The following is a 20,916-nucleotide window of genomic DNA, read 5'->3' as shown; positions in this document are numbered from 1 at the left end:
GCATACAGCTAACCAAGCTTGTCGATCTGATCCACGTACACACTCCGCATGCCAAAAAGCACATGATTAAGGAGTATAATGCCGATCCGAAAAAGATCCGGCTGATCCCGCACCCCAGCTATCTTGACATTTACGAAGATAGCCAGATCACCCTGAACCGCCCGCTTCCCGCGCGGGACAAGACCCGGTTTCTTACATTTGGCACAATGCGAGGCGGTCGCGAGCTGGACATATTGCACGCGGCGGTCGCTAAGCTGTCGCGACGGGGCTACGATTTTCATCTGCATGTTGCGGGCAAGGTATTTCCTGCTAATCGCCGCGTGATCCGCCAACTACAGTCAGTCGACACTGTTGACGTGACCGATACGCGTATTCCCAACGAAGACATCCCTGAGGTTTTCGCGCAGGCCCATGCTTATGTGTTACCGTCCGCTCAGACATTCACATCCGGGACGGCCATGCTGGCACTCAGTTTCGGTCTGCCGATCATTGCCCCCGACACGGCAGCGCATCGGGATACCACACCCGAGGCCTGCCATGATCTGCTGTATCAGCCTCATAACGCGCGGGGTCTGATACGAATGCTGCGTCACGTGATGCAGATAACCGACCAGGAGCTGTCCGAAAAACGGCAGGCCTGTTTCGATTTCGCCACAGCGCGGCACCCGGAGAACGTTAGCCAAATGCTCGCCAACACCCTGAAGGAGCTTGTCGGTGAATCAGGACTTTAGTTCCAGACTCTCATCTCTCTATAGCCTTCTTGATCTTCCCGATCTGGTGCGCATCGCCGATATCGGCGCCAACCCCATGCGCCATGATGCGCCCTATCGCGATCTTCTGGCATCCGGAAATTGCGACGTCATCGGCTTTGAACCGCAAGAAGAAACCATGCGCGACCTGATCCGGAAAAAGGGACCGAACGAGCAATATTTCAATACCGCTGTCGGCGACGGACGGCTGGCGACCCTGAACATCTACAAAGGGTCTGGCCTGACGTCGCTGTTGCGCCTGCGCGATGCTACATTGCGGCACCTGAGAGGGTTGCGCCGAGCGGCCCGGCAAATAGGTTCGATGGAAATCCAGACACGAAAGCTGGATGATATTCAGGATATCGGTCGCGTAGATTTTCTGAAAATCGACATTCAGGGGGCCGAGCTTTCCGTGTTCGAGGCCGGAAAAACCACCCTCAGGGATGTCGTTGCGATACAAACCGAGGTTTCGTTCTTTCCGCTTTACGAAGATCAGCCCGGTTTCGGCGAAATAGATACGCTCATAAGAAACTTCGGGCTGGTTCCGCACAGCTTCGCCCATATCGAAAATCGTTTGGTTGTTTCAAAGTGGTCAGGCCTGCTGACCGATTTCAAACCTTCGCAAATGCTGGACGGTGACATCATCTATCTTCGGGATCTGTCAATGCCCGACAAGATCGGCACGGTCGAGCTGAAACGAATGGCGATATTGTCCGAGGGTGTTTTCGGCTTCACGGATGTGAGCATCAAGATTCTTGAAATCCTGGCACAGCGGCAAGCAATTTCCGAAGCGGATACGCAGGCGTACATTCACTGCTACGTCGCAGCACAATAAGATAAGTATTTTCGCAGGCATTCGCCGCCGCGAGAGCGCAGGCCATTTAGTTTGGAAATGGCCCGCGGAATTGTTTAGAACGTCCGCGCCTTGGGTGCGATTTTCTTCAGGTTTATGCCACCTTGATCTTCGGTCGTCAGCGGATCGACAATAACGGGGCGATAGCTGAGATCGACTTTGTTGCCCTCCACACGGCTGACTGTGTGAACGCGCCAGTTTTTGTCATCGCGTTCGGTGAAGTCTTCATGTGCATGGGCACCGCGCGATTCCTTGCGGGCTTCGGCACCGACGATAGTGGCCAGCGCGCTGGGCATCAGGTTGGTCAGTTCCAGCGATTCCATCAGGTCGCTGTTCCAGACCAAGCTGCGGTCGGTGACTTTCAGGTCGTCCATCTTGGCCGCGATCGCGGTCATCTTTTCGACGCCTTCCGCCATGGTCTTTGCAGTCCGGAACACGGCTGCATCGGCCTGCATGGTCCGTTGCATCTCGAGACGCAGATCGGCGGTCGGGATTGCACCATCGGCATTGCGCACGGCGTCAAACCTGTCGAAGGCCTTGTCGACCGACGCCTGATTCAACACAGGGTTCGCCGCATCTGCGTCCACAACCTTACCGGCGCGGATCGCTGCCGCACGGCCGAAGACCACCAGGTCGATCAGCGAGTTCGACCCCAGACGGTTCGCACCATGCACCGAGGCACATCCTGCCTCACCCACGGCCATCAGGCCCGGAACCACGGCGGTCGGGTCTTCGGCCGTCGGGTTCAGAACCTCGCCCCAATAGTTCGTTGGAATGCCGCCCATGTTGTAGTGTACAGTCGGCAGTACCGGAATCGGTTCCTTGGTGACGTCAACGCCGGCAAAGATCTTGGCGCTTTCCGAAATGCCCGGCAGACGTTCGGCCAACGCTTCTGCCGGCAGGTGGCTCAGGTTCAGGTGAATGTGATCCCCGTCCTTGCCAACACCGCGTCCTTCGCGGATTTCCATGGTCATCGAGCGCGAGACATAGTCACGCGGCGCAAGGTCCTTGTACTGGGGCGCATAGCGCTCCATGAACCGTTCGCCTTCCGAGTTGGTCAGGTATCCGCCCTCGCCCCGTGCACCTTCGGTGATCAGGCAGCCGGACCCATAGATGCCGGTTGGGTGGAACTGAACGAACTCCATATCCTGCAGCGCCAGACCGGCACGGGCCACCATGCCGCCACCGTCACCGGTGCAGGTGTGGGCCGAGGTGGCGCTGAAATAGGCGCGGCCGTAACCACCCGTGGCCAGCACAACCATCTTGGCATTGAAGACGTGCATCGTGCCGTCGTCCAGCTTCCAGCAGACGACACCCTGACACTGCCCGTCTTCGGACATGATCAGGTCGATGGCGAAATACTCGATGTAGAATTCGGCGTTGTTCTTCAGCGATTGGCCGTAAAGCGTGTGCAGAATTGCGTGACCGGTTCGGTCAGCCGCCGCACAAGTGCGCTGCACTGCGGGGCCTTCACCGAACTCGGTAGTGTGACCGCCAAAGGGACGCTGATAGATTTTGCCCTCTTCGGTCCGGCTGAACGGCACGCCGTAATGCTCCAGTTCATAGACCGCCTTGGGAGCCTCGCGCGCAAGATATTCCATCGCGTCGGTATCACCCAGCCAGTCCGAGCCCTTGACGGTGTCGTACATGTGCCATTGCCAGTTGTCGGGGCCCATATTGGCCAGCGACGCGGCAATACCGCCTTGCGCGGCAACCGTGTGCGAACGGGTCGGGAAAACCTTGGTCACGCAGGCCGTACGAAGCCCCTGCTCGGCCATGCCCAGCGTGGCGCGCAAACCTGCCCCGCCAGCGCCGACAACGACCACGTCATATTCGTGTGTTTCGTATTCGTATGCAGCCATTTCGTTCAGCTCCGGGGTGTTACAAGGCGATGCGCGCGATGGCAAAGATGCCAGCGGCAGCAGCGGCGTAGGACAGGCAGATTGTCAGGATGATCAGGACCTTTTTCATCGTGCCATGCACATAGTCCTCGATCATCACCTGCGCGCCGTCGGCGAAGTGCTTGAAACCAACCGCCAGGGTCAGCGCGGCGACAATGGCCGGGAAAGGGCGCGCGTAGTAGTCGAGCACCACGTCAAACGGCTGCCCCAATATCGGTCCAAAAGTGAAAATGAACAGCGGCACAAGGATCAGCAACGCAACCGAGCTGACCTTCATCGCCCAGAAATGAGCCGTGCCGGACTTGGCAGAGCCCAGGCCAATCGCACGCTTGCGGTCGGTAAGATATCGCATGAGGGCCTCCTAATTATCCGACGATCAAAAGGGTCAGAACGGTCAGTACAACGGAACCGATCACCACGGCCCAACCCAGCTTGTAGGCGGTTGGAATGTCCAACCCCACAGCGTTGTCCCAGATAAGATGGCGCACGCCCGCCAGCAGGTGATACCACAGGCCCAGCAACGAAAAGGCCATGATCAGATCGCCCAGAACCGAGGTCAGCCACCAGTTGGCCCGTGCGAACGCTTCGGGCGATGTGGCAGCGGCCAGGAACCACCAGACGATCAGCAAAGCGGCCACGATCATGGCGTTGCCGGTGATGCGCGTCAGGATGGACGTGACCGACGTCAGCTGCGGACGATAAATCGACAGATGCGGAGAAAGCGGGCGGTTGCCCCGATTAACATCGGCCATGGCGGCTCCTTTTCGGTTGGCTACCGAAGGTTTTACCGTTTTTTGAGGGTCTGTCACGTGCTGCAAATGCAAAAAGCCGCATATTCAGCCCAAAATCGCAGATAAAGTTAATATGTGATCACGGTAAATATTCTCGTGATCACAAATCACATATTGCGCCGCCTATGTTAGCGTTTTCAACGGCAAAGCAATGTGATCACGAATCTCATCTGCTCTATCGCAAGCCCGCCGTCTGCTGCGTCACTTCGCGCAGCAGTTTCTTGCGTATACGCTCCGGGTAATCGTCAAAACCCGCCGCCGAGACGACAAATGCGCCCTCGCCGACAATGACATTCTCAAAGAAATAGGCGGTCAGATCCGGCTCGCTTTCTTCGATTGCGATGGCGTTTACGGTAATGCCCCGGCTGCGCAGAACCGAATGCAACTGCGAGGGTTCAACCCCTTCGTTCGATATCCCGTCTCCGGAAATATCGATCAGGCGTCGTTTGCAGTCCGCAACTTCGTCAAAGCTGGGAACAGTCATCTCCAGTGCCTCGCCAATCGCCGTGGAAAAGTTGCGCCATACCCTTGGATCATCAGAAACCTGTTGGGAAAACCTTTCGAGCGCTTCGAAGCTGTCGATGCGGGTCCAGGGGATCGTGATCCTTTGGCGCGAAGACCCCGTCCACTGGACAAGCATCAGTTGCGCCTGCCCCCTGACAAGTGCCTCGGACACAACCGGGTCGCGCAATCCAGCAGACAGGCCATCCATCTGAATACGGAACTCCTGCGCGTCGACCGATCCTGATACGTCAACCGCCAGCGCCAGCGCCAGATCGCACGCGGCTGCCGGTGGAGCAAAGCAGAGACAGGCCAGAATATTGCGAAGCCAAGACATGAACGCAGATTAGCATGGTTGGCGCGATCTGCGTTCAAATGAATGTAATCTGTCAGATCGGCATCAGGGCCCAGTAGTCCAGATCCAAAAGAACGTCCGGCAGGTATTTTCCGTCATCGTTTCTTAACGCAAACGGTTCACCTCCCTTGGTCGCCACCAGTCGCAGACGGATGGCACCAATGCCGGGCGTGCCGGTTTCGGCCTTGTCCAGAACCTCGCTCCAAGCCTTGATCGTGTCGCCGGCAAAGCACGGATTGGCGTGGGCACCACCGTTCAGGCCGACGATCATCTGCGCGTTTGCCAGCCCGTTGAACGACAGCGCACGTGCCATCGAGATGACGTGGCCGCCATAGATCAGACGTCCTTCGGGTCGGAAGGTCAGATCGAAATGAACCTTGGCGGTGTTCTGCCACAGGCGGGTGGCCAGCATGTGCTCGGCCTCTTCCACGCTCACGCCGTCGACGTGATTGATGGTTTCGCCTGTTTTGTACGCATCCCAGCGGTGGGATTCGCCGGATTGTACAAAGTCATATTTCGAGAAATCGAGGCCCTGCGGCACCACCAGATCTTGCGGGTCCAGCACTTTTTTCAGATCCGGAACAACCGTTTCCGGCGCAGGGGCATCGGGGTTCGCTTTGCGCACCATGACCCAGCGGACATACTCGATCACAACTTCGTCGCGCTGGTTCAGCCCGCGGGTACGCACCCAAACCACACCGGTCTTGCCGTTCGAGTTCTGCTTGAGCCCGATCACCTCGGATTCCGACCGCAGTGTATCGCCGGGATAGACGGGTTGCAGCCAACGACCCTCGGCATAGCCCAGATTGGCCACCGCGTTCAGCGATATGTCGGGGACCGTTTTACCGAACACAACGTGAAAGGCGGCCAGATCGTCAATCGGGCTTTGCAGCAGGCCGCAATTCCGGGCAAATTCATCCGAGGAGTAAAGCGCATGCCGCGCGGGATAAAGCGCGTGATACAGTGCACGCTCGCCGGTCGTGACGGTGCGGGGCACCGCGTGATGCAGAACCTGCCCGACGGAATAATCCTCGAAGAAATGACCCGGATTTGTCTTTGCCATTATTGCTGTCCCAGTTTCATGTCAGGTGAATAGTCGGCCGCAACCTCTTTGGTCACGGCCTGCGCGCAGCGCATGACGTTGCCGGCCGGATCGAAGGCATAGGACGGCGATCCGTGCAATTCCCACCCTTTGGCCAGCGCGTCCGAAACCTTGTGGCAGAAGGCTGACGTGTCCTCCTCGGTCAGGAGACGGTAGAGAAATGCCATATTGTCAGCTCCTTACGAGGGGAAAGGTGAGGGGCCGACCAGCCCGTGGATGTAACCGATGACGCCCAGCAGAACAATCGAGGCCACAAAGAACATCGCGTCCTTGCCATAAGTGCCAGGTTCGCCGGGCGTCCATTCAGGCTCGGACCGGTTGATCACGATCACCTCTACTACGGCCCAGGCCAGAAGCCCGCCGAACAAGATGATCGACGCCAGATCGCCGTTTACCAGCAGGTGCGCGAAGGCCCATGTCTTGAACCCGGCCAGCATGGGGTGGCGCATGCCGTTGAGCAGCTTTCCCTTGGTTCCTGCGGGGCTCATCATGAAAATCGCGATCAGGACCAACAGGTTGTTGATGTGGATCATGAAGGTCGGCGGCGACCACACATGGATGAAATCGGTCATGCGGTAGCCGAAAATCATCAGCAGGACCGACACCAACAGCGCCAATGCCACCGCGCCCTTGCCCTTTTCGCCCATGGCGGCGCGCTGTTCCGGACGGACGCGTTTGAACAGATGCGCCGCCCACCAAAGCGCCACACCAAGAATCAGAAGAAGAAAACCCATTGCCGGCTACCCCGCTTGCAAAGCCAATATTGCCTCTGCTTTTGCCAGAATTTCTCGTGCGGTTACAACGTGAAGGTTTTCAACAATCTTCCCATCGACGACAGCAACCCCCTGCCCCTGGGCCTCGACCTCTTCAAACGCGGTGATCTGACGACGGGCCAGATCGATCTCGGCGTCCGATGGCGCGTAGGCCGCATTGGTGACGTCGACCTGCGCCGGGTGGATCAGCGTCTTGCCGTCAAAGCCCATGTCGCGACCCTGCGCGCATTCGGCGGCCAGCCCGTCATTGTCCTTGAAGGCGTTGTAGACACCGTCGACGATGATCAAGCCCTCGGCCTTGGCGGCCAGCAGGCACAGACCCAATGAGGTCATCAGAGGCAGGCGGTCCGGGCGGAACCGGGTTTGCAGTTCCTTGGCCAGATCGTTGGTTCCCATGACAAATCCGGCCATCAGGGGATGCGCCGCGATTTCAGCCGCGTTCAGCATGCCGCGCGGGGTTTCCATCATCGCCCAGATTGGCAGATCGCCGGTGATGGCCGCCAGCGCGTCCACATCTGCGGCAGAGTTGACCTTGGGCAGCAGCACGACGTCTGCGTCCATGTCGCGCACGGCCTCGGCATCGGCGCGGCCCCATTCGGTGTCCAGCCCGTTGATTCGCACGATTCGGACCCGGTTGCCGTATCTGCCTTGGGCCAGAGCACCTTTCAGCGTTTCGCGCGCATTGTCCTTTTCGTCTGCTGCAACCGCATCCTCCAGATCGAAAATAATCGCGTCCACAGGCAGAATGCGCGCCTTGTCCAGCGCCCGTTCTTTCGAACCGGGGATATAAAGAACGGAACGATAGGGGCGCTGGCGCGGGTCCATCTGTCTTCTCCCAAAGAAATAATGTTGCGCGGAATGGGGCATTTTTTACCGGAAAGTTCAAGGCAAAAATCGCCGCAGCGCAGCATCGGCACGCAACGCTCGGCGGTTTAACCGGATTTCACGCCTCTGCCGTCAGCTTTTGAGGTCTTACAGCAAAGGGGTCGGATATGAGATTGACGGTTCTGAGGATGACATTGGGTCTGATAATCATGGTCGCCGCCGCGCAGCAGGTCTTTGCCCGGCCGGGCACTTGCGCCCCGCGCCCGGACGTAATCGAGCGGTTGGCGGCCACATACGGCGAAACACGAAAAGGCATCGGAATTGCCCGCCAGGGCGCGGTGATAGAGATCTACGCGTCGGACGAAACCGGTAGTTGGACCATCATCGTCACGTTGCCTGACGGTATGGCGTGCCTGGTGGCGGCGGGTCAATCCTATGAGGCGCTGGCGGATGCGCTGCCGCCAAAAGGTGACAAGATCTGACCCGTCAGGTCAGTGCATCCCAGATCAGCTTGGTTCCGGTCAGGGTCAGCAGGACGTAGGCGATGCCAAAGAACAGGCGCTCGGACATCATCCAGTGCGCCCGGACGCCCAGCCAGGCGCCCAGAATGGCGAAGGGCGCCAGCAGAAGGTCCGCCAGCGCGGTATGCCAGGTGAACAGGCCGAGAAAAGCATAGGGGACGAACTTGGCGACGTTGATCACCCAGAACACCAGAACGGTCGAGGCCTGAAACTCGGTCTTCGACAGGCGCTGTGACAGAAGATAGACGGCGGCGGGCGGACCGCCAGCATGGCTGACAAAGCTGGTGAAGCCTGCCACCAGACCGGCAGTCAGACCTGCCGCAGGCGGCAGCCGGTTGGCAAAGCCGCGCACCCAGCCCCGGGTTTGCGCGACGTGCCAGATCACGAACCCGACCGAGATCCCGCCGATCAGTAGCCGCAGCAGGTCGTCATCGGTGGCGCGATAGAGCCATGCGCCCAGCGCCACGCCTGGCACGCCACCCAGGATCAACAGGCGCGAATCCGGCCAGCTCCAGCGTTTCCAGTAGGGCCCCAGGGTGGCCACATCGATCACCATCAGGATCGGCAGCATCAGGGCAAGCGCCTGCCCCGGCTCGAGGATCAGCGCCAGAATCGACGAGGATGCAAAAGCCACGCCCGAGCCGAAACCGCCCTTGGAAATCCCCGCAAATATCACCGCCGGGATCGCCACGGCAAAAAACATCAGGTTCAGATCGAACATGCGGGCGGCCCCGATTTGGCATATTTCCCAGCCGGTTTAGCGCAAACTGATTGCCCGGCGCAAACGGTATGCGGTCGCATGCCGCGCTGCGCGGCCCTTGCGCGAAACCCATTTAAGGACTAGCAAAACCGCGATTTCAAAACCGACCGGAGATATTCCAAATGGCCAGACCCAAGATTGCGCTGATCGGCGCGGGGAACATCGGCGGCACGCTCGCGCACCTTGCAGCTGTCAAGGAACTGGGTGACGTTGTCCTGTTTGACATTGCTGACGGGCTGCCGCAGGGCAAAGCGCTCGACATTGCCGAGTCCGGCCCGTCCGAGGGCTTTGACGCGGCCATGTCCGGCACAAGCGACTATGCGGATATCGCGGGCGCGGATGTCTGCATCGTCACCGCAGGCGTGGCCCGCAAGCCGGGGATGAGCCGCGATGACCTGCTGGGCATCAACCTGAAAGTCATGAAGTCGGTCGGCGAAGGCATTGCCGCGCACGCCCCCGACGCATTCGTGATCTGCATCACCAACCCGCTGGACGCGATGGTCTGGGCCCTGCGCGAGTTCTCGGGCCTGCCGCACAACAAGGTCTGCGGTATGGCAGGCGTCTTGGATTCGGCGCGCTTTGCGCATTTCCTGTCGGAAGAGTTCAACGTCTCGATGCGCGACGTCACCGCCTTTGTCCTGGGCGGCCACGGCGACACCATGGTGCCGTCGGTCCGTTATTCGACCGTCGCCGGCATCCCGCTGCCCGATCTGGTCCAGATGGGCTGGACCACGCAGGAGAAACTGGACGCCATCGTGCAGCGCACCCGTGACGGCGGCGCCGAAATCGTTGGCCTGCTGAAAACCGGTTCGGCTTATTACGCGCCCGCCACCTCGGCGATCGAAATGGCCGAGGCCTATCTGAAAGACCAAAAGCGCGTTCTGCCTTGCGCGGCCTATTGCAACGGTGAGTTCGGCGTCGATGGGATGTATGTTGGTGTGCCGACCGTTATCGGTGCCGGCGGCATCGAGCGGATCGTCGACATCAAGCTGAACGAAGACGAGCAGGCGGGGTTCGACAATTCGGTCAACGCCGTCAAAGGTCTGATCGAAGCCTGCAAGGGCATCGACGGCTCGCTGAGCTAATCTCGCGCCTGCACTAAAGCTGAGCCGGTCCGTTTCGGGCCGGCTCTTTTTTCATACTATCCGGACGACGACGGATTTCAGAACAAAACCCAATCGGCAGTGTTGGCGCAAACGTCGCAAATGCCTTTTTTGAATATGTTTTCCAGAGCGGTCAAAGAACTTTCGAATCAATGACGACGGCGGTTGAATTTTGTGATCACACGATAAAACGCTGTGATCACAAATCCGAAAAATCTTCGCTAATTTCCCCACCCCCATCAAAAAACCCTTTAAACTTGTCCCTTAGACCCCCCTATAACGGTTTAATCGTAGTCAGACGGGACAGTTTCGATGAACATTCACGAATATCAGGCCAAGGCTCTTCTTCGCAGCTATGGCGCTCCGGTCTCCGAGGGTCGCGCGGTTCTGCGCGCCGAGGAAGCCAAAACCGCAGCCGGTGAACTGGATGGACCGCTTTGGGTCGTCAAAGCACAGATCCATGCGGGTGGGCGCGGCAAGGGCTCATTCAAGGAAGCCGATGCCGGCGAAAAGGGCGGCGTCCGTCTGACCAAGTCGGTGGAGGAAGCCGCCGAAGAAGCCAAGAAGATGCTGGGCCGCACACTGGTCACCCATCAGACCGGCCCGGCTGGCAAGCAGGTCAACCGCATCTATATCGAAGCCGGTTCGGGCATCGAGCGTGAACTGTACCTGGCCCTGCTGGTGGACCGCCAGACCAGCCGCATCTCGTTCGTCTGCTCGACCGAAGGCGGCATGGACATCGAGGAAGTGGCCGCAGCCACGCCCGAGAAAATCCTGTCCTTCTCAGTTGATCCCGCAACCGGCTATCAGGCCTATCACGGCCGCCGCATCGCTTTCTCGCTGGGTCTGGAAGGCGCGCAGGTCAAGCAATGCGTCAAGCTGATGAACCAGCTTTACAATGCCTTCGTCGAGAAGGACATGGAGATGCTGGAGATCAACCCGCTGATCATCTCGGACAAGGGCGACCTCAAAGTGCTGGACGCCAAAGTCGGCTTTGACGGCAACGCGGTCTACCGCCACCCCGATATCGCCGAACTGCGCGACACGACCGAGGAAGACCCCAAGGAACTGGAAGCGTCGAAATACGACCTCAACTACATCGCGCTGGATGGTGAGATCGGCTGCATGGTCAACGGCGCGGGTCTGGCGATGGCGACGATGGACATCATCAAGCTCTATGGGGCCGAGCCTGCCAACTTCCTGGACGTTGGCGGCGGTGCGACCAAAGAGAAAGTGACCGAAGCGTTTAAGATCATCACCAGTGACCCGCAGGTCAAAGGCATTCTGGTCAACATCTTCGGCGGCATCATGCGTTGTGACGTGATTGCCGAGGGCGTTGTCGCGGCTGTGAAAGAAGTCGGCCTGAAAGTTCCGCTGGTCGTGCGCCTGGAAGGCACGAATGTAGAGAAGGGCAAAGAGATCATCAACACCTCCGGCCTGGACGTGATTGCGGCAGACAACCTGAAAGACGGTGCCGAGAAGATCGTGAAGGCGGTCAAGGGGTAAGCTCGGGTAGCTGGTTCAACCACAGGGGCTGATAGGACATCCGGGATGCGCAGCGGTCTGAGAAACGCGTTTGAAACCTTGAGCTGGGCGGGGCGCCATAAAGGGCCGCGCTCGGGTCAGGGCTCGACGCTTGAGGCGACGGCTCCGCTGCGCGCGGCACTGCCCGGGATCTTTGAGAGGTATCGGGTCCGGGCATTTCTTGATGCGCCCTGTGGTGACTGGACATGGATGCAGCATGTGGATCTGACGGGCATCGACTATACCGGCGGCGATATCTCGCTTGAGGTGGTTGACGCGGTCAAAGCCCGGCACGGGGCACCGGGTCGTTCCTTCATGCATCTGGACATCACGTCCGATCCGTTGCCCCGGGTCGACCTGATGATGTGCCGGGATTGCCTGTTTCACCTGAAATGGTGGCTGCGCTGGGCCTTCTTCGAAAATTTCGTGCGAAGCGGGACACCCTACCTGTTGACCACAATGCATTACGTTCCCGTCAATGGAAGGCTAAGAGCCAATGCTGGCTTTCAAAGGTTCAACCCCTGCGCCGCGCCATTTAATTTCGAAGACCCCGTTGAGACCATTTCGGAAACAGGCGAGATCAACCTGGACCCCGAATATCTGCAAAGCCCGGCGGGGCAGAACCAGCGGTCATTGGGGATTTGGTTACGCGAACAGGTCATCGCCGCCCTTGAGCGGCACAGAGGTGCGTCATGAAAGGCGCTGAAACTCTGTCATGATCCGTTGGGCATTAATATCGCTTTTGACGCTGGCGCAACCGGTTCTGGCGCAGCAAGGCGTAACGCTGCGTGATGCGGCGCAGGCCAATGTCACCGGCCTGACCTATTGGTGTGTCGAGGTGATGTTCCGTCGGGCGCAGGCCGCGCAGGCCTTTCCGGCGGCGGGGTTCACCTATCGCAAGGTCGATCGCGGCGTGAACGAATACGGCATTCATCGGGGCAGCAGCCACTATTTCGACGCACCCGCAAACACGGCGCATGCCGAGGTGGACGATACCAGCCGTCCCGCCGGTCTTTGCACTGTGTACACAACCCATCTGAATCAGGCGGACATGGCGGCGATCGTGGGCCGAACGCTTTACCAGTATTTTCCGACGACTGAGCAGTTCAGCCCGACAAGCTGGCATATCTCATTAGACGGCGGCTTGCCGTTGATCATTGAACTCTCAACCATCCAGAACAACCACAGATATGAAACTCCGGGCACTGTGCGCGTCTCTATGACCTATCCCGGCTAGCAGGAACAAAGGAAAGTAAATGGCAGTCCTCATCGACGAAAACACCAAAGTCATCTGTCAGGGCTTCACCGGCTCGCAGGGCACATTCCACTCTGAGCAGGCCATCGCCTATGGCACCAAGATGGTCGGCGGCGTAACCCCGGGCAAAGGTGGCATGACCCATCTTGACCTGCCCGTGTTCAACTCGGTCCACGAGGCCAAGCATGTGACCGAAGCCAACGCCAGCGTGATCTACGTTCCTCCGCCGTTTGCAGCCGACTCGATCCTCGAAGCGATCGATGCCGAGATGGAAGTGATCGTCTGCATCACCGAAGGCATCCCGGTTCTGGACATGATGAAGGTGAAGCGTGCTCTGGAAGGTTCGAAATCGCGCCTGATCGGCCCGAACTGCCCCGGTGTCATCACACCCGACGCCTGCAAGATCGGCATCATGCCCGGCCACATCCACAAGCGCGGCTCGGTCGGCGTTGTGTCGCGTTCGGGCACCCTGACCTATGAGGCCGTCAAGCAGACCACCGATGTGGGTCTGGGCCAGTCCACCTGCGTCGGCATCGGTGGCGACCCGATAAAAGGGACCGAGCATATCGACGTGCTGGAATGGTTCCTGGCCGACGACGAAACCGAGTCGATCATCATGATCGGTGAAATCGGTGGCTCGGCCGAGGAAGAAGCCGCGCAGTTCCTGGCGGATGAGGCCAAGAAAGGCCGCAAAAAGCCAACCGCCGGTTTCATCGCAGGCCGCACAGCCCCTCCGGGCCGTCGCATGGGCCATGCAGGCGCGATTGTCGCCGGTGGCAAAGGTGGTGCCGAGGACAAGATCGAAGCCATGCGCTCGGCCGGTATCGTCGTGGCCGAAAGTCCTGCCCAGCTAGGTGAGGCTGTGCTGGAAGCGATTGGGTAAATGAATAAGAACCGGGCATATGCTCTGAGGGCAGCGCCCGAAAAACGGGTGGGCGAAAAACGCCCACCCGATGTTCCTATCTTTTTGCCGCGTAAATTTGCTACCTGGGCAATTCCATTCGTCGCGATATTGGCTGCAACAGTCGCTCAATCCAAGGCTGCGTCCGCTGCCGATGGTCGGTTCGTAACGCGATGGTCGGTAAGCCCATGACCTTCTCCGACGCCATCCGTACCTGTTTCTCCAAGTTCTTCACCTTCTCGGGTCGTGCTTCGCGGCCCGAATACTGGTTCTTTTTCCTGTTCATCGTGATCTGGAACATCATTGCCGGTATAATCGACTGGCAGTTCTTCACTCAGGTCGCGGCCAGTGAAAGCGATGAGGTCAAGTCCTTCGCCGCCACGTCCCGGCAACCTGTGCAGAGCATTGTCGGCCTGATCGTATTCTTTCCGCATCTGGCCGTGGCCTTCCGCCGGATGCACGACACCGGGCGGAGCGGGCTTTATGCCCTGCTGCCGATCCTGCTGATCGTGGGCGCGTTTGCGGTTCTGATCTTTGGCATCGGCCTCGCCAACCAGTTCCACGGTGGTACGATGGATATTCTGCTGACACGTGCCACGCTGCTTATCGTCATTCCGACACTGCTTGTTCTGTTTGTGTCGCCCCTTCTGGTGCTGTGGTGGCTGACCCGCCCCAGCCAGCCAGGCACCAACCAATACGGTCCCAACCCATATGAGGTAGCCCAATGACCGAACATTCGCCCAACTCAGCCTTTCATGCCTCGAGCTTCATGCAGGGGCATAATGCCGAATATCTGGAGCAGCTTTACGCCCAGTACACCAAGAACCCCGGTGCGGTGGATGCCGCCTGGGCCGAGTTCTTCAAAGCCATGGGCGACGACGCGCCGGATGTGCAGAAAGAAGCGGAGGGGCCATCCTGGGCACGCACGGACTGGCCGCCGGTGCCGGCGGATGACCTGACGGGTGCGCTGACCGGCGAATGGGCCGAGATCGACGCCAAGGCGGCAGGCAAGAAGATCAAGGACAAGGCTGCGGCCAAGGGTGTCGAGGTCAGCGACGATCAGATCAAGCGCGCGGTGCTGGACAGCCTGCGGGCGCTGATGCTGATCCGGGCCTATCGCATCCGGGGCCACCTGGCCGCCGATCTGGACCCGCTTGGCATGCGCGCCGCCAGCAACCACCCCGAGCTGGATCCAAGGACCTACGGCTTTACCGATGCCGACATGGACCGACCGATCTTCATCGACAACGTTCTGGGCCTGCAGATGGCCAGCATGCGTCAGATCGTCGAGATCGTGAAGCGGACCTATTGCGGCACCTTCGCGCTGCAATACATGCATATCTCTGACCCGGAAGAGGCCGCGTGGCTGAAAGAACGGATCGAGGGCTACGGCAAAGAGATCGCCTTCACCAAGGAAGGCCGCAAGGCGATCCTGAACAAGATGGTCGAGGCAGAAGGGTTCGAAAAGTTCCTGCACGTCAAATACATGGGCACCAAACGGTTCGGTCTGGACGGCGGGGAGGCGCTGATCCCCGCGATGGAACAGATCATCAAGCGCGGCGGCGCGCTGGGTCTGAGCGATATCGTGATCGGGATGCCGCACCGGGGCCGCCTGAACATTCTGGCCAACGTGATGGGCAAACCCTATCGCGCCATCTTCAACGAGTTCCAGGGCGGCAGTTTCAAGCCCGAGGACGTGGACGGTTCGGGCGACGTGAAATACCACCTCGGCGCGTCCAGCGACCGCGAGTTCGATGGCAACTCGGTGCACCTGTCGCTGACCGCCAACCCATCGCACCTTGAGGCGGTGAACCCGGTGGTTCTGGGCAAGGTCCGCGCCAAGCAGGATCAGTTGAACGACACCGACCGCACCAAGGTGATGGCCATTCTGCTGCATGGCGATGCGGCCTTTGCCGGTCAGGGTGTCGTGGCCGAAGGGTTCGGTCTGTCGGGTCTGCGCGGGCACAAGACCGGCGGCACCATGCACATCGTCGTGAACAACCAGATCGGATTCACGACCGCGCCGCACTTCTCGCGCTCCAGCCCCTATCCCACCGATATCGCGCTGATGGTCGAGGCACCGATCTTCCACGTGAATGGCGACGACCCCGAGGCCGTGGTACATGCCGCGAAGGTGGCAACCGAGTTCCGTCAGAAGTTCCACAAGGACGTGGTCATCGACATTTTCTGCTATCGCCGGTTCGGGCACAACGAGGGCGACGAGCCCATGTTCACCAACCCGATCATGTACAAGAAGATCAAGACGCATAAGACCACGCTGTCGCTTTATACCGAGCGGCTGGTCAAGGACGGCCTGATCCCCGAGGGCGAGATCGAGGACATGAAGGCGGCCTTCCAGGCGCATCTGAACAACGAGTTCGAAGCCGGAAAGGACTATAAACCCAACAAGGCCGACTGGCTGGACGGGCGCTGGTCTCATCTGGACAAGAACAAAGAAGAATACATGCGCGGCGAGACGGCCATCACACCCGAAACGCTGAGCGAAATCGGAGGTGCGCTGACCCGTGCGCCCGAGGGCTTTGCCCTGCACAAGACCGTGGGTCGTCTGCTGGATCACAAGAAACAAATGTTCGACTCGGGTCAGGGGTTCGACTGGGCCACGGGCGAGGCGCTGGCTTTCGGGTCGTTGCTGACCGAGGGCTACCCGGTGCGACTGGCGGGTCAGGACGCGACGCGCGGCACGTTCAGCCAGCGCCACTCGGGTTTCGTCCACCAGGAAACCGAAGAACGCTATTACCCGCTGAACCATATTCGCGCGGGCCAGTCGCAATATGACGTGATTGACTCGATGCTGTCCGAATATGCGGTTCTGGGTTTCGAATACGGTTATTCGCTGGCCGAACCCAACGCACTGGTTCTTTGGGAGGCGCAGTTTGGTGACTTTGCCAACGGTGCGCAGATCATGTTCGACCAGTTCATCAGCTCGGGCGAAAGCAAATGGCTGCGAATGTCCGGTCTGGTCACGCTGCTGCCGCATGGGTTCGAAGGTCAGGGACCTGAACACAGCTCGGCCCGTCTGGAGCGGTTCTTGCAGATGTGCGGTCAAGACAACTGGATCGTGGCCAACTGTACGACGCCTGCGAACTACTTCCACATCCTGCGCCGTCAGCTGCACCGCACCTTCCGCAAGCCGCTGATCCTGGTAACACCCAAGTCGCTGCTGCGCCACAAGTTGGCGGTCAGCACGGCCGAGGATTTCACCACCGGCTCAAGCTTCCACCGGGTGCTGTGGGACGACGCGCAGAAGGGTAATTCGGACACCAAGCTGGTTGCCGATGACAAGATCAAACGCGTCGTCATGTGTTCCGGCAAGGTCTATTTCGACCTGCTGGAGGAACGCGACGCGCGCGGCATCGATGACGTCTACCTGATGCGGATCGAGCAGTATTACCCGTTCCCGGCGCATTCGCTGATCAACGAGCTTGAGCGCTTCAAGGGTGCCGAAATGGTCTGGTGTCAAGAAGAACCCAAGAACCAGGGCGCCTGGTCCTTTATCGAGCCCAATATCGAATGGGTGCTGACCCGTATCGGCGCAAAACACACCCGCCCGGTCTATGCCGGTCGCGCAACCTCGGCCTCGCCCGCGACGGGTCTGGCCAGCCAACACAAAGCCCAACAAGAGGCGCTCGTGAACGAAGCGCTGAGCATTGAAGGAAAGTAAGCGATGACGATTGAAGTTCGTGTTCCCACGCTTGGCGAATCCGTCACAGAAGCCACGGTCGCAACATGGTTCAAAAAACCCGGCGACGCCGTGGCATTGGACGAGATGCTGTGTGAACTGGAAACCGACAAGGTGACGGTTGAAGTTCCTTCGCCCGCCGCAGGCGTGATGGGCGAGATTGTAGCGGCAGAAGGTGAAACGGTTGGCGTGAACGCCCTGCTGGCCACCATTACCGCCGGTGAAGGCGCCGCCCCTGCGCCGGCTGCGGCCGCCCCGGCTCCGGCGGCAGCACCGGCAGCATCCGGAGGCAGCATCGACGTGATGGTCCCGACTTTGGGCGAGTCCGTTACAGAAGCAACCGTATCCACCTGGTTCAAGCAGGTTGGCGACAGCGTTGCGCAGGACGAGATGCTGTGTGAGCTGGAGACCGACAAGGTGTCTGTCGAGGTCCCAGCCCCGGCAGCCGGCGTTCTGGCCGAAATCGTGGCGCCCGAAGGGTCGACCGTTGATGCTACCGCGAAACTGGCGGTGATCTCGGGTGCGGCCGCTGGCGCGGCGCCCGCACCAGCTGTTGCTGCCGCTGCGGCTGCTCCGGCGGCGGCCAGCGCTAGCAAGGACGTTGCAAACGCGCCGTCCGCCGAGAAGGCGATGGCCGAGGCCGGTCTGTCCTCCGATCAGGTCACGGGCACGGGCCGCGATGGCCGCATCATGAAGGAAGACGTGGCAAAAGCTGTTGCAGCGGCTACACCCCCAGCGCCTGCGGCGGCTGTGCCCGCCCCCGCTGCCCAGGCCCCGCGCGCACCGGTTGCCGCCGAGGACGAGGCCCGCGAGGAACGCGTACGCATGACCCGTCTGCGCCAGACCATCGCCAAGCGCCTGAAGGATGCACAGAACACCGCCGCGATCCTGACCACCTATAACGAGGTGGACATGACCGAGGTGATGGCCCTGCGCAATCAGTACAAGGAGCAGTTCGAGAAGAAGCACGGAGTGCGGCTTGGCTTCATGTCCTTCTTCACCAAGGCCTGCTGCCACGCGCTGAAAGAGGTTCCGGAAGTCAACGCCGAGATCGACGGCACCGATATCGTCTACAAGAACTTCGTGCACATGGGGGTTGCCGCCGGCACGCCTCAAGGTCTGGTTGTTCCGGTCATCCGTGATGCTGACAGCATGTCCTTTGCCGCGATCGAAAAAGCCATCGCCGAAAAGGGCAAGCGCGCCCGTGACGGTAAGCTTTCGATGGCCGAAATGCAGGGCGGCACCTTCACCATCTCGAACGGTGGTGTGTATGGCTCGCTGATGTCGTCGCCGATCCTGAACCCCCCGCAGTCGGGTATTCTGGGCATGCACAAGATCCAGGATCGTCCGATGGTCATCAATGGTGAGATCAAGATCCGCCCGATGATGTATCTGGCGCTGTCCTACGATCACCGGATCGTCGACGGCAAAGGCGCCGTGACCTTCCTTGTACGTGTAAAAGAGGCGCTGGAAGATCCGCGCCGCCTCCTGATGGATCTGTAATCATGGCGACACATGTACTCTGGCAGGCCGACGTGGCCGATTTCGATGCCTGGCTGAAAGTGTTCCGCGAGGATCAGCCAATGCGCAAGGCCGCGGGCATCCGCGACCTGCATGTCTGGCGCGACCCCGATCAGAAGGATCACGCAATTGCTATGTTCGAGGTGGTGGATCTGAACAAGGCGAGGGATTTTTTCGGATCCGAGGAGCTGGCCATGCATCACGAGCGCGGCGGCATTGCCCATATCACGATCAAGCTGTTGGAACCCGTCTAAGGACGAACATGCCCCGACCCGCCGATGCCGGGTCGAGCGGCCACCGGGTGATCCGGTCGATTTAGGAGAATATTATGGCAAATTATGATGTCATCGTTATCGGCGCCGGACCCGGCGGCTATGTCTGCGCCATCCGTTGCGCCCAGCTGGGGCTGAAAACCGCCGTGGTCGAAGGCCGCGATACGCTGGGCGGTACCTGCCTGAATGTGGGCTGCATTCCGTCGAAGGCGCTGCTGCATGCCAGCCATCAGCTGCACGAGGCCGAGCATAACTTTGCCAAGATGGGCCTGAAGGGCAAAAGCCCCTCTGTCGACTGGAAACAGATGCAGGCCTACAAGGACGAGGTGATCGAGGGCAACACCAAGGGCATCGAGTTCCTGTTCAAGAAGAACAAGATCGACTGGCTGAAGGGATGGGGTTCGATCCCCGCTGCCGGTCGGGTCAAGGTGGGTGATGAGGTGCATGAGGCCAAGAACATCATCATCGCCTCCGGCTCCGAACCGTCTGCTCTGCCGGGTGTCGAGGTCGATGAAAAGGTCGTCGTGACATCGACAGGGGCACTGTCGCTGGGCAAAATTCCGAAGAAGATGGTCGTCATCGGCGCCGGCGTGATAGGGCTGGAACTGGGTTCGGTCTACAGCCGCCTGGGGGCCGAGGTGACGGTGATCGAATTCCTCAAGGAAATCACGCCGGGCATGGACCCCGAAGTGCAGAAGACCTTCCAGCGCATCCTCAAGAAACAGGGCCTGAAATTCGTCATGGGGGCGGCAGTCCAGAAGACCGAAGCCACCAAGACCAAAGCCAAGGTGACCTACAAGCTGCTCAAGGACGACAGCGAACACGTGATCGAAGCCGATACCGTGCTGGTCGCCACCGGGCGCAAGCCGTACTCGGACGGATTGGGACTGGACGCTCTCGGTGTTGAGATGACGCCACGCGGCCAGATCAAGGTTGGGGCCGACTGGCAGACCAATGTGCCGGGGATCTATGCCATCGGTGACGTGACCGAAGGCCCGATGCTGGCGCACAAGGCCGAGGATGAAGGCATGGCCGCCGCCGAGCAGGTTGCCGGCAAGCATGGGCACGTCAACTATGGTGTCATTCCCGGCGTGATCTACACCTGGCCCGAGGTGGCCAATGTGGGCGAGACCGAAGCGACCCTCAAGGAACAGGGCCGCGCCTACAAGGTCGGCAAATTCATGTTCATGGGAAATGGCCGCGCCAAGGCGAATTTTGCCGCCGATGGATTTGTCAAAATCCTCGCCGACAAGGACACGGACCGAATTCTGGGCGCGCATATCATCGGCCCGGCTGCCGGCGATTTGATCCACGAGGTCTGCGTGGCGATGGAGTTTGGTGCCTCGGCCGAAGATCTGGCCCTGACCTGCCATGCCCACCCCACCTATTCCGAAGCAGTGCGCGAAGCAGCACTGGCCTGTGGCGACGGTCCGATACACTCGTAGGGATCCACCAGCCCGAACCAAAGGATGCGAGGCTCCGCCTCGCGCTCCAGGATATTTGGAGCCA

General features: G+C 59.7%; 22 protein-coding genes. 13 read left to right on the top strand and 9 right to left on the bottom strand.

Translation table 11 applies throughout. From position 1 onward, the window contains the following. Positions 1 to 62: 62 nt before the first annotated feature. Both ACR0J2_RS15390 and ACR0J2_RS15385 read left to right on the top strand, forming a co-directional pair. Positions 63 to 731, top strand: a complete 669-nt coding sequence (locus ACR0J2_RS15390) for a glycosyltransferase family 4 protein (RefSeq protein ID WP_480813110.1) — start codon at positions 63 to 65, stop codon at positions 729 to 731. Next, positions 715 to 1,584, top strand: a complete 870-nt coding sequence (locus ACR0J2_RS15385) for an FkbM family methyltransferase (RefSeq protein ID WP_170614414.1) — start codon at positions 715 to 717, stop codon at positions 1,582 to 1,584. Before ACR0J2_RS15390 ends, ACR0J2_RS15385 begins: the two co-directional genes overlap by 17 nt. A 74-nt stretch (positions 1,585 to 1,658) precedes the next feature. On the opposite strand, the gene sdhA is transcribed toward ACR0J2_RS15385, so the two are convergent. From sdhA to ACR0J2_RS15345, 8 genes are all read right to left on the bottom strand, one after another. Next, positions 1,659 to 3,464: a succinate dehydrogenase flavoprotein subunit gene (gene sdhA / locus ACR0J2_RS15380; RefSeq protein ID WP_170614413.1), complete on the bottom strand. Its 1,806-nt coding sequence runs from the start codon at positions 3,462 to 3,464 to the stop codon at positions 1,659 to 1,661. A gap of 19 nt (positions 3,465 to 3,483) precedes the next feature. Further along, on the bottom strand, positions 3,484 to 3,855 hold the full coding sequence (gene sdhD / locus ACR0J2_RS15375) for a succinate dehydrogenase, hydrophobic membrane anchor protein (RefSeq protein ID WP_170614412.1): 372 nt from the start codon (positions 3,853 to 3,855) through the stop codon (positions 3,484 to 3,486). Positions 3,856 to 3,868: 13 nt separating this feature from the next. After that, positions 3,869 to 4,255 carry a succinate dehydrogenase, cytochrome b556 subunit gene (gene sdhC, locus ACR0J2_RS15370; protein ID WP_480813109.1) on the bottom strand — a complete coding sequence of 129 codons (387 nt, stop codon included), beginning with the start codon at positions 4,253 to 4,255 and terminating at the stop codon, positions 3,869 to 3,871. A 214-nt stretch (positions 4,256 to 4,469) separates the two neighbouring features. Then, entirely contained in the window at positions 4,470 to 5,132 is a 663-nt protein-coding gene (locus ACR0J2_RS15365) for a DUF1194 domain-containing protein (RefSeq protein ID WP_480813108.1), read from the bottom strand. A 52-nt stretch (positions 5,133 to 5,184) separates the two neighbouring features. Then, positions 5,185 to 6,213: a MaoC family dehydratase gene (locus ACR0J2_RS15360; protein ID WP_480813107.1), complete on the bottom strand. Its 1,029-nt coding sequence runs from the start codon at positions 6,211 to 6,213 to the stop codon at positions 5,185 to 5,187. Continuing rightward, entirely contained in the window at positions 6,213 to 6,419 is a 207-nt protein-coding gene (locus ACR0J2_RS15355) for a DUF1737 domain-containing protein (protein WP_170614408.1), read from the bottom strand. Before ACR0J2_RS15355 ends, ACR0J2_RS15360 begins: the two co-directional genes overlap by 1 nt. A 12-nt stretch (positions 6,420 to 6,431) precedes the next feature. Next, entirely contained in the window at positions 6,432 to 6,986 is a 555-nt protein-coding gene (locus ACR0J2_RS15350) for an NnrU family protein (protein ID WP_321249260.1), read from the bottom strand. A gap of 6 nt (positions 6,987 to 6,992) precedes the next feature. Then, entirely contained in the window at positions 6,993 to 7,850 is an 858-nt protein-coding gene (locus ACR0J2_RS15345; protein ID WP_480813106.1) for an HpcH/HpaI aldolase/citrate lyase family protein, read from the bottom strand. Between the two features lie 167 nt (positions 7,851 to 8,017). Here ACR0J2_RS15345 and ACR0J2_RS15340 point away from each other — a divergent pair, with 167 nt between their 5' ends. Continuing rightward, complete coding sequence (locus ACR0J2_RS15340; RefSeq protein ID WP_480813105.1) at positions 8,018 to 8,332, top strand: hypothetical protein; 315 nt, start codon at positions 8,018 to 8,020, stop codon at positions 8,330 to 8,332. Between the two features lie 4 nt (positions 8,333 to 8,336). On the opposite strand, the gene ACR0J2_RS15335 is transcribed toward ACR0J2_RS15340, so the two are convergent. Further along, positions 8,337 to 9,092: a sulfite exporter TauE/SafE family protein gene (locus ACR0J2_RS15335; RefSeq protein WP_480813104.1), complete on the bottom strand. Its 756-nt coding sequence runs from the start codon at positions 9,090 to 9,092 to the stop codon at positions 8,337 to 8,339. A gap of 161 nt (positions 9,093 to 9,253) precedes the next feature. Here ACR0J2_RS15335 and mdh point away from each other — a divergent pair, with 161 nt between their 5' ends. The 10 genes from mdh to lpdA all read left to right on the top strand — a co-directional run bounded on the left by mdh (position 9,254) and on the right by lpdA (position 20,852). Next, complete coding sequence (gene mdh / locus ACR0J2_RS15330; RefSeq protein ID WP_480813103.1) at positions 9,254 to 10,216, top strand: malate dehydrogenase; 963 nt, start codon at positions 9,254 to 9,256, stop codon at positions 10,214 to 10,216. 330 nt (positions 10,217 to 10,546) lie between these two features. After that, positions 10,547 to 11,740, top strand: coding sequence for an ADP-forming succinate--CoA ligase subunit beta (sucC, locus tag ACR0J2_RS15325; RefSeq protein ID WP_170807419.1), 1,194 nt, complete (start codon positions 10,547 to 10,549; stop codon positions 11,738 to 11,740). Positions 11,741 to 11,785: 45 nt separating this feature from the next. Beyond that, on the top strand, positions 11,786 to 12,454 hold the full coding sequence (locus ACR0J2_RS15320) for a class I SAM-dependent methyltransferase (RefSeq protein WP_480813102.1): 669 nt from the start codon (positions 11,786 to 11,788) through the stop codon (positions 12,452 to 12,454). 19 nt (positions 12,455 to 12,473) lie between these two features. After that, positions 12,474 to 12,995: a hypothetical protein gene (locus ACR0J2_RS15315; protein ID WP_480813101.1), complete on the top strand. Its 522-nt coding sequence runs from the start codon at positions 12,474 to 12,476 to the stop codon at positions 12,993 to 12,995. Between the two features lie 19 nt (positions 12,996 to 13,014). Continuing rightward, a complete protein-coding gene (sucD, locus tag ACR0J2_RS15310) occupies positions 13,015 to 13,896 on the top strand; it encodes a succinate--CoA ligase subunit alpha (RefSeq protein WP_058278790.1) in 882 nt (293 codons plus the stop codon). A gap of 206 nt (positions 13,897 to 14,102) precedes the next feature. Next, positions 14,103 to 14,642, top strand: a complete 540-nt coding sequence (locus ACR0J2_RS15305; RefSeq protein ID WP_480813100.1) for a DUF805 domain-containing protein — start codon at positions 14,103 to 14,105, stop codon at positions 14,640 to 14,642. Further along, positions 14,639 to 17,596, top strand: coding sequence for a 2-oxoglutarate dehydrogenase E1 component (locus ACR0J2_RS15300; protein WP_480813099.1), 2,958 nt, complete (start codon positions 14,639 to 14,641; stop codon positions 17,594 to 17,596). The genes ACR0J2_RS15305 and ACR0J2_RS15300 overlap by 4 nt, the downstream gene beginning before the upstream one ends. Positions 17,597 to 17,599: 3 nt before the next feature. Next, on the top strand, positions 17,600 to 19,117 hold the full coding sequence (odhB, locus tag ACR0J2_RS15295; protein ID WP_480813098.1) for a 2-oxoglutarate dehydrogenase complex dihydrolipoyllysine-residue succinyltransferase: 1,518 nt from the start codon (positions 17,600 to 17,602) through the stop codon (positions 19,115 to 19,117). A 2-nt stretch (positions 19,118 to 19,119) separates the two neighbouring features. Beyond that, positions 19,120 to 19,389 (top strand): hypothetical protein, encoded by a 270-nt coding sequence (locus tag ACR0J2_RS15290; RefSeq protein WP_170614396.1) that lies wholly within the window; start codon positions 19,120 to 19,122, stop codon positions 19,387 to 19,389. A gap of 74 nt (positions 19,390 to 19,463) precedes the next feature. After that, positions 19,464 to 20,852, top strand: a complete 1,389-nt coding sequence (lpdA, locus tag ACR0J2_RS15285; RefSeq protein ID WP_170807412.1) for a dihydrolipoyl dehydrogenase — start codon at positions 19,464 to 19,466, stop codon at positions 20,850 to 20,852. The last annotated feature ends 64 nt before the right edge of the window (positions 20,853 to 20,916 follow it).

The sequence above is a fragment of the Ruegeria sp. CG4 genome, assembly GCF_056537185.1.
This window is presented reverse-complemented; position numbering and strand designations above follow the sequence as displayed.

Coding starts and splice junctions, on each gene's coding strand:
- ACR0J2_RS15390 (WP_480813110.1), top strand. CDS start 63: ATGATTAAGGAGTATAATGCCGATCCGAAAAAGATCCGGCTGATCCCG.
- sdhA (WP_170614413.1), bottom strand. CDS start 3,464: ATGGCTGCATACGAATACGAAACACACGAATATGACGTGGTCGTTGTC.
- sdhD (WP_170614412.1), bottom strand. CDS start 3,855: ATGCGATATCTTACCGACCGCAAGCGTGCGATTGGCCTGGGCTCTGCC.
- sdhC (WP_480813109.1), bottom strand. CDS start 4,255: ATGGCCGATGTTAATCGGGGCAACCGCCCGCTTTCTCCGCATCTGTCG.
- ACR0J2_RS15365 (WP_480813108.1), bottom strand. CDS start 5,132: ATGTCTTGGCTTCGCAATATTCTGGCCTGTCTCTGCTTTGCTCCACCG.
- ACR0J2_RS15360 (WP_480813107.1), bottom strand. CDS start 6,213: ATGGCAAAGACAAATCCGGGTCATTTCTTCGAGGATTATTCCGTCGGG.
- ACR0J2_RS15355 (WP_170614408.1), bottom strand. CDS start 6,419: ATGGCATTTCTCTACCGTCTCCTGACCGAGGAGGACACGTCAGCCTTC.
- ACR0J2_RS15350 (WP_321249260.1), bottom strand. CDS start 6,986: ATGGGTTTTCTTCTTCTGATTCTTGGTGTGGCGCTTTGGTGGGCGGCG.
- ACR0J2_RS15345 (WP_480813106.1), bottom strand. CDS start 7,850: ATGGACCCGCGCCAGCGCCCCTATCGTTCCGTTCTTTATATCCCCGGT.
- ACR0J2_RS15340 (WP_480813105.1), top strand. CDS start 8,018: ATGAGATTGACGGTTCTGAGGATGACATTGGGTCTGATAATCATGGTC.
- ACR0J2_RS15335 (WP_480813104.1), bottom strand. CDS start 9,092: ATGTTCGATCTGAACCTGATGTTTTTTGCCGTGGCGATCCCGGCGGTG.
- mdh (WP_480813103.1), top strand. CDS start 9,254: ATGGCCAGACCCAAGATTGCGCTGATCGGCGCGGGGAACATCGGCGGC.
- sucC (WP_170807419.1), top strand. CDS start 10,547: ATGAACATTCACGAATATCAGGCCAAGGCTCTTCTTCGCAGCTATGGC.
- ACR0J2_RS15320 (WP_480813102.1), top strand. CDS start 11,786: ATGCGCAGCGGTCTGAGAAACGCGTTTGAAACCTTGAGCTGGGCGGGG.
- ACR0J2_RS15315 (WP_480813101.1), top strand. CDS start 12,474: ATGATCCGTTGGGCATTAATATCGCTTTTGACGCTGGCGCAACCGGTT.
- sucD (WP_058278790.1), top strand. CDS start 13,015: ATGGCAGTCCTCATCGACGAAAACACCAAAGTCATCTGTCAGGGCTTC.
- ACR0J2_RS15305 (WP_480813100.1), top strand. CDS start 14,103: ATGACCTTCTCCGACGCCATCCGTACCTGTTTCTCCAAGTTCTTCACC.
- ACR0J2_RS15300 (WP_480813099.1), top strand. CDS start 14,639: ATGACCGAACATTCGCCCAACTCAGCCTTTCATGCCTCGAGCTTCATG.
- odhB (WP_480813098.1), top strand. CDS start 17,600: ATGACGATTGAAGTTCGTGTTCCCACGCTTGGCGAATCCGTCACAGAA.
- ACR0J2_RS15290 (WP_170614396.1), top strand. CDS start 19,120: ATGGCGACACATGTACTCTGGCAGGCCGACGTGGCCGATTTCGATGCC.
- lpdA (WP_170807412.1), top strand. CDS start 19,464: ATGGCAAATTATGATGTCATCGTTATCGGCGCCGGACCCGGCGGCTAT.